This is a genomic window from Pseudomonas sp. 10C3, from assembly GCF_036346185.1.
Classification (GTDB): Bacteria; Pseudomonadota; Gammaproteobacteria; order Pseudomonadales; family Pseudomonadaceae; genus Aquipseudomonas.
In genome coordinates this window covers 1-7,396 of record NZ_JASJVE010000049.1, presented here as the reverse complement: position 1 = coordinate 7,396, position 7,396 = coordinate 1, and the positions used below count along the sequence as shown (strand labels likewise).

Annotated in this window: 5 protein-coding genes; 2 read left to right on the top strand and 3 right to left on the bottom strand. The window is 57.1% G+C overall.

Features of this window, described 5'->3' with window-relative positions; all coding sequences use genetic code 11:
- The coding region (locus tag QN399_RS25925; protein ID WP_330201902.1) for an aldo/keto reductase at positions 1 to 994 on the top strand (994 nt) is incomplete at its 5' end.
- Between the two features lie 33 nt (positions 995 to 1,027).
- On the opposite strand, the gene QN399_RS25920 is transcribed toward QN399_RS25925, so the two are convergent.
- From QN399_RS25920 to QN399_RS25910, 3 genes are read right to left on the bottom strand one after another with little or no spacing between them, the layout of a single operon-like run.
- Complete coding sequence (locus QN399_RS25920; RefSeq protein WP_322177230.1) at positions 1,028 to 2,404, bottom strand: HlyD family type I secretion periplasmic adaptor subunit; 1,377 nt, start codon at positions 2,402 to 2,404, stop codon at positions 1,028 to 1,030.
- Positions 2,394 to 4,547: a type I secretion system permease/ATPase gene (locus tag QN399_RS25915; protein WP_322177229.1), complete on the bottom strand. Its 2,154-nt coding sequence runs from the start codon at positions 4,545 to 4,547 to the stop codon at positions 2,394 to 2,396. The genes QN399_RS25920 and QN399_RS25915 overlap by 11 nt, the downstream gene beginning before the upstream one ends.
- 47 nt (positions 4,548 to 4,594) lie before the next feature.
- The gene (locus tag QN399_RS25910; RefSeq protein ID WP_322177228.1) at positions 4,595 to 5,941 is read right to left on the bottom strand and encodes a TolC family outer membrane protein; all 1,347 of its coding nucleotides are present in this window, start codon (positions 5,939 to 5,941) and stop codon (positions 4,595 to 4,597) included.
- 562 nt (positions 5,942 to 6,503) lie between these two features.
- Between QN399_RS25910 and QN399_RS25905 the strand changes: the two genes are divergently transcribed.
- The coding region (locus QN399_RS25905) for a retention module-containing protein (RefSeq protein ID WP_330201901.1) at positions 6,504 to 7,396 on the top strand (893 nt) is incomplete at its 3' end.

Here is a 7,396-nt window from a genome sequence, read left to right as displayed (position 1 = left end):
TCTTGGCCAATCCGGCCTGCGGGTTTCTACGTTGACTCTCGGCTCCATGATGTTCGGCGAGCAGACCAGTACTGAAGAGTCCCTGCGCATCATCGACAAGGCCTGGGATCAGGGCGTCAATTTCATCGATACGGCGGATGTTTATGGCGGTGGGCGCTCCGAGGAAATAGTCGGGGAGGCCATCGCATCACGGCGCAATGACTGGGTAGTAGCGACCAAGGTGGGCTATGGTCCCGCCAAGGGTGCGCCCAACTCCAGCGGGCTGAGCCGCAAACATATTTTCAATGGCATCGAGGCCAGCCTGAACCGGCTGGGCACCGATTACGTGGACATTTATTACCTGCACCGCGAAGACCACGATACGCCGCTGGAGGTGACGGTGTCGGCCATCGGCGACCTGCTGCGCCAAGGCAAGATTCGCTATTGGGGCCTATCCAACTATCGCGGCTGGCGCATCGCAGAAGTCGTGAATATCGCCCAGCGCATGGGGGTGGACAAGCCCGTGATCAGTCAGCCGCTGTACAACATCACCAACCGAATGGCCGAGATTGAGCAAATCACCGCTGCGGCTTTTCATGGTTTGGGCGTGGTGCCTTACAGCCCTCTGGCGCGCGGTGTGCTCAGCGGCAAATACGCTCCAGACGTCACCCCCGACAGCAGCACCCGCGCAGGGCGCCAGGACAAACGCATCCTGGAAACCGAATGGCGGGTCGAGTCTCTGCGTATCGCGCAGAAAATTCAGGAGTACACCCAGGCCAAAGGCGTCGGCATCGTCGAGTTCGCCATCGCCTGGGTACTGAACAACCAGGCCGTCACTTCCGCGATTGTCGGGCCGCGTACCGAGCAACAGTGGGATGGCTACATCAAAGCCATGGACGTGAAAATCACTGCCGAAGACGAAGCATTCATTGATTCGCTGGTAACACCGGGGCACTCGTCTACACCGGGTTACAACGATATCGCGCATTTTGTTTCGGGCCGGGTGGTGCGTTGATGGGTTGATGTTTTTTCGGTGACTGACGCACGGCTACCGCTCGTGCATCGCTTCAGCGCGTGCTTTAAGCACGGGTTTTAGCAGGTAGCTGAGGATGCTTTTCTTGCCAGTGATGATGTCGACCGAAGCAATCATGCCGGGGATGATGAGCAACGGGTGCTCATCGGTCCCCAAGTGGCTGCGATCAGTGCGCAGTTTGATGACATAGAAGGTGTTCTTCTTCTCTTCATCCTGGATAGTGTCGGCGCCGATCTGTTCAAGCTTGCCTTTCATCCCACCATAGATGGTGTAGTCGTAGGCCGTGAATTTGATCATTGCCTCTTGACCCGGGTGCAGGAAGGCGATGTCTTGCGGGCGAATGCGCGCCTCAATCAGCAGGGTGTCGTCGAGCGGAACGATCTCGGCCAGATCGCTGCCTGGCTGGATGACGCCGCCCACGGTATTGACCAACATTTGCTTGACGATGCCACGAACCGGCGAGGTCACCATGGTGCGATTGACCCGGTCTTCCAGGCCTTTAGCCGTGGACTGGGCCTTGCTCAGGTCAGTGCGGGCCTCGTTCAGCTGGGTCAACGCTTCGCTACGGAACCTGCCACGGGTCTCGTCGATTTTGCGCTGCACCTCATTGATCGCCGCCTGTGCCCGAGGAATGGCCAGCGTGGTGCCATCGAGCTGACCACGGGTTTCCACTTCCGAACGCTTGAGGCGCAAGACTTCAACAGGCGAAACAGCGCCCTGTTTGACCAACGGTTCGGACATGCCGATCTCTTGGCGTAACAGGCTCAGGCTGTTGCGGTACTGCTCCTGCTTGGAACTGAACTCGCGCAACTCTTGCTGGCGCTGGATCAGTTGCTGCTGCAAACCGCCTATCTCGTCAGCCAGTTGCTGGCGACGGCTCAGGTACAGCGACTCTTCGTTGGCCGCCTGATTAGGTACTGCCTTGCGCGCTGCAGGCGTGATGTTCAACGGCCGGTCGTCCACTACCGCACTCAAGCGCTCTACGCGCAGCTCCATCGACACCCGATCAGCCTCGGTCTCGCCTACGTTAGAGGCAAAGCGCGTGTCGTCCAGACGCACCAACGGCGCGCCGGCTTCGACGATCTGGCCTTCGTGAACATAGATTTGAGCAACGATACCGCCCTCAAGGTTCTGGATTTTCTGGATCTTGGAGGATGGAATCGCCTTGCCTTCACCCTTGGTCACTTCATCAATGATCGCAAAGTGTGCCCATAAAAGAAGAAAGACGAAAAACGCGATGATCCCCCAAATGGTCAGCCGGACGATGCGCGGGGCATCGTCGATCAGGGCCTTTTCGACCTCTGGCATCGGTTGCCCGTCGAGGGAGTCAGACCCCTTGAAGTAACCAAAAATTGCGTCTTTGAAGCGGCCTGGACCGGACTTAAGCAACACTGATCTGCCCCTTCTTCAACGCTTCCATGACGGCGGCTTTAGGACCGTCGGCGAGAATCTGCCCGCGGTCGATTACCAGCAGGCGATCAACCAGGCTGAGCAGTGAGGCCCGGTGTGTGACAAGGATCACGGTCTTGTTCTCGATGACGGCTTGCAGGCGCTGCTTCAAGCGCTCCTCGCCGGTGTTGTCCATGGCGCTGGTCGGTTCGTCCAGCAATAGAATCGGCGGGCTGAGTAGCAATGCGCGAGCCAGCGCAACGTTCTGCCGCTGGCCACCGGAAAGGTTCTGGCCGCGCTCGCCGACTTGAAGTTCATAGCCTTGCGGGTGCAACCGGGCGAACTCATGCACACCGGCCAGCTCTGCTGCTTGCAGCACCATTTCGTCGTCAACGTAGCGAGCGCCCGATACCAGATTGTCGCGCAAGGTACCTGCCAACAACTGAATGTCCTGCGCCACATAACCAATGTTGTGGCGCAGCTCACTCACGTCAATCTGGCGAATGTCGACGCCGTCTACCATCAAGGCGCCAGAGTCAGGCTGGTACAACCCGACCAACAATTTTGCCAGTGAGCTTTTGCCCGAGCCGCTACGGCCAATGATGCCGATTTTTTCGCCGGGGCGAACCACTAGATTGATGCCCTGCAAGGCAAGCGTCTGCTGGTTGGGATACGTAAAGTTCAGGTTGCGAAACTCCAAGGCACCCTGCAAGACCTGACGGCTGAACGGGCGCTCGTCGAAATTGCGCTCTTGCGGCAGCTCCATCATCTGATCCACGGAAACCATGGTGACCTTGGCCTGCTGATAGCGGGTCAACAACCCCGACAGCTGCGCCAAGGGCCCCAATGCACGGCCACTGAGCATGTAGCAGGCCACCAGTCCGCCCATGCTGAGGTTGCCGGCAATAATTTCGTAAACACCGAAAATGATCATCGCCACGCCAGCGAGTTGCTGGATCAGCAAGGTGATGTTCATGGCCAGACCAGACAGAACCTTGACCCGCAGCTCAAGGCGGCTGAGGGTGCCGATAGTTTGCTCCCACTGATACTGGCGCTCACTTTCGGCGTTGTTGACCTTCACCGCATCCAGACCGGCGAGGGTCTCGATCAGGCTCGACTGGCGTTCGGCACCCAGCGCCATGGTGCGTTCCAGGGTTGCCGTTAACGGCTTCTGCAAAAAGTGACCGATACCCAACGCCAACGGAAACGCGACGATGGGAATCCACACAAGGTTTCCGCCCAGCAGAGCGATCACCAGCAGAATGATGAGTGTGAACGGCAGGTCGATCAGGCTGGTCAGGGTCAGCGAGGTCAGAAAGTCACGCATGCCCTGAAACTCGTGGATGTTCTGGGCAAAGCTGCCCACACGAGCAGGGCGAAACTTCATGGACATGCCGACAATGCGCTCGAACAGCGTTGCCGAAATGATCAGGTCAGTCTTCTTGCCTGCCAGGTCCAGGCACAGGCTGCGCAGCCCCTTAAGCAACAAGTCGAAAAGGTAAGCGCCGCAGATACCGGCGGCCAGCACCCATAAGGTCGTGGTTGCCTGATTGGGCACGACGCGGTCGTAGACGTTCATCACGAACAACGGCGCGGCCAACGCAATCAAGTTGATTACCAGGCTGGCGGCAATCGCGTCGGCGTACAGCCAGCGCGAGCGTTTGAGTGTGTCGCGAAACCAGGAGCGCGCCCGAGGAATGAGCGAGCCCTTGGTCACGTCGAATTTATGCTGCGGTTGGGCAAAGAACACCCGACCGCTGTAATCCTCAGTCAGCACATCACGGCCGACGTGTACCTCGCCACCGTCGCTTTCGCTCAGCAGCAGGCGCGCAGTATCACCCTCCCAACCCAACAAAACCGCGCAACGCGCGTCCTTGAGCAACAACATGGCGGGTAAGGCAATGGAAGGAATCTGCTCAAGACGACGCTGCAGCAGACGCCCCTGCAAACCGGCTCGCGCCGCCGCACGGGGCAGCAAGTCGGCACTCAACCGCTGCGACGGCAACGGCAGGCCGGTGGTCAACATCGCCCGGCTGGCTGGCTTGTGATGTAGAGAGCAAAGTGTCAGCAGGCCGTCCAGCAACGGGTCATCATGCTGGCTGCGAGGATCATGGCTGAGTTGAACTGCACTTAATTCCGAATCCACGCTGACACTCTCTTTTAAGCAATTGAATGACCTGACTCAGTCAAGAATCAGTTCATGCCTGGCAGGTTTACCGACGGTTTCATATCGTTTTGCACAACTGACGCCATCGGCGCTACGACACCCTGACTTTTAAGCAACTGACCCATGTCGGCCTTGATGCGGTACTGAGTGTAAAGCTGCTGGTTCTTGATTTGCACAAGACGCTGCTGAGCGGTGAACAATTCGTTCTCGCTGTCGAGCAAGTCAAGCAGGGTGCGCTCTCCCAAACTGAACTGCTGCTGGTAGGCAACACGCACACTGTTGCTGCGGTCAACGTATTGCTGGGCAATCGGCAATTGCGCGTTGGCGTTGTTGTAGGCGTTCCAGGCCAGGCCGACTTCTTCATTCAACTGGCGCAGTGCGTTGTTGCGGATGTCCAGCGCCTGATTGGCCTGGTAGGACTTGGATTCAAGGTCCGCTTTGTTGCTGCCACCCGAATACAGGTTAAACCGCATGCGCACCATCGCTTCCCAGCTATTGTTATGGCCTTGTTCGCCGCCAATATTATTGTCGGCAGTGCGGCCAAGCTCCGCATCGAAACGTGGGTAGAAATTCGACTTCGCGGCCTGATATTGCTTCTCGGCGGCGGCAATGTCTGACTCAGCAGAGCGCAGAACAGGACTGTTCTCGATCATCTGCTGGCGCGCTTCGTTCAAATTTGCCGGCATCAAGGCGATAAAGCCTTGTGGCGGGCTCAGTTGATCGGGCATTTCGCCGACGGCGCTGAGGTAGTTGGTCTGAGCATCAGCCAAGTTGGCCTGCTCGGTCAGTAAGTTGTTTCGTGCCTGAGCCAGTCGCGCTTCGGCCTGGTCCATGTCAGCCATTCTCCCGACGCCACGCGTTGTACGCAACCTGATCTGATCGAAGATCCGTTCGTGGCTTTTCAAGTTATCTTCAGCCAAACGCACCATCTCGCGGCGGGTCAGAACGTCCAGATAAACTTGTGCAACGGTCAGCGCTGTACGCTCAGACGTATTCAACAACGCATAGGCACGAGAGTTGACGGTGGCTTGCTGACGACCTACTTCACTGCTGGTGGCAAAGCCATCAAACAGCATCTGTTGCATACGTACGCTGGACTCCCCTCGGTTCATGGTGTCCCAGCCGTTAGTGTTAACACGTGAGCTCGGAGAGTCAGAACCTTCCCGCCCGTAACCGGCCAATACATCTACACGCGGCAAATAGCCACCCTTTGCAGCCCGTAAATTGTAGTCAGCAGCAAGGCGGCTATTAACTCCAGCCTGGACTTCTGGATGAACGTCCAAGGCCTTCTGCATGGCCTCTGGCAGACTTTGTGCCTGGACGAAACTGGCGGTCAGAGCGAAAGGAAGAGCCTTAAAGAAGTACGCACGCATGTAAATTATATCCCGAGGACTTTCTGGTTTCAAAACACAGCAAAAACCGACCGCTGCATCGGAAAAATGGCAATCAAATGGACCGTTGTCGGAATGTTCTGAATAGGAACTGGATCACACAACAGAAAGCCGCGTTGCCATTTAAATATCAATGTGACATTACGAAGCGGATTGTTTAGGATGGCGCCGAATAGGTCAATAGTTTGGCAGAAAGTTAATTTTTGCAACAGTGAGCGCTAGTAAATTGACGCCAAATATACACTAAACGTTATTGAACATAGTTAAACATAGTTGAACACTTCAGTGCTGTGTGTTGCGACGCGACATATAAAACATACGCTGATAATTTGACGCCAAATATGCGTCGAACATAGTTGGACAGTTCAGTATTGCAGGTTACAACGCAACGTAAAAACACACGCTAATAACTTGACGTCAAACATACACCAAACGCTATTGAATATAATTGAACACTTAAGTACTCCACGTTACGAAGCGGCATATAAAAAAGCCGGTCGGCATAATGGATACCCACTGACGGTAAAACCGGAGAGTCCCCCAAATGAGCAGTGTTGTTGCCATCGTCAAAAGCATTGTTGGCCAAGTAATCGCAGTTTCCCCTGAAGGGATTCGTCGTGTGCTCATCGAAGGGGATCGGCTGTTTGCCGGGGAGCAAGCACTGACGGGGCCTGAAGGTGCCGTGACGCTTGAACTCGCGGACGGCCGCAGCATTGATCTGGGCCGTGACACGCAGTGGAGTGCCGATGCACCGGACTCAGCCACCAACCTGGCGGAAGCTACCGCGCAAGCCGCGCCTTCGGTTGCAGAGTTGCAGCAGGCCATCGCCGCCGGTGCTGACCCGACGCAAGACTTTGAAGCGGCTGCCGCTGGCCCGACCCCGGCAGGCGCTGGTGGTGGTGCTGCCGGTGGCGGCCATAGTTTTGTCGTGCTGGATGCCACGGCGGGTGTGGTCAACCCTACAATCGGTTTTCCCACTGCAGGCATTGGCTTTTCTACCCTGTCGACCACCCAAAACGCTGGCGCCGTGGATACCAGCGCACCTCTGCGCGCCTCGACCTTGACCGTGACCGCCACCCCGACCTTGACCGAAGCTGGCGGTACGTTGGTATACACCGCGACCGTAACCCAGGCGCCACTGACCGACCTGACCATTACCTTGTCCAATGGCCAGACCATCGTGATCGCTGGCGGCCAGACCACGGGCAGTAGCTCCCTCCAGATCCAGGACCACAACACGCCTTACATAGATCCAAGCCAGATATCGACCACAGTGACCGGCACCACCGGCGGAGGGGGCCTGGTACTGACCATCGACCCGACGCCCGCAGTAACGCAGATCACCGACACCATCGACAAAACCGCCGTCACCTTGACGGCGTCCGACACCGTGGCCGAAGGCGGCAGCATCAGCTACACCGTCTCGGTGGCCAATGC

Excerpts from the sequence above, each read along its gene's own strand:
- QN399_RS25910 (WP_322177228.1), bottom strand. The coding sequence starts at position 5,941 with ATGCGTGCGTACTTCTTTAAGGCTCTTCCTTTCGCTCTGACCGCCAGT.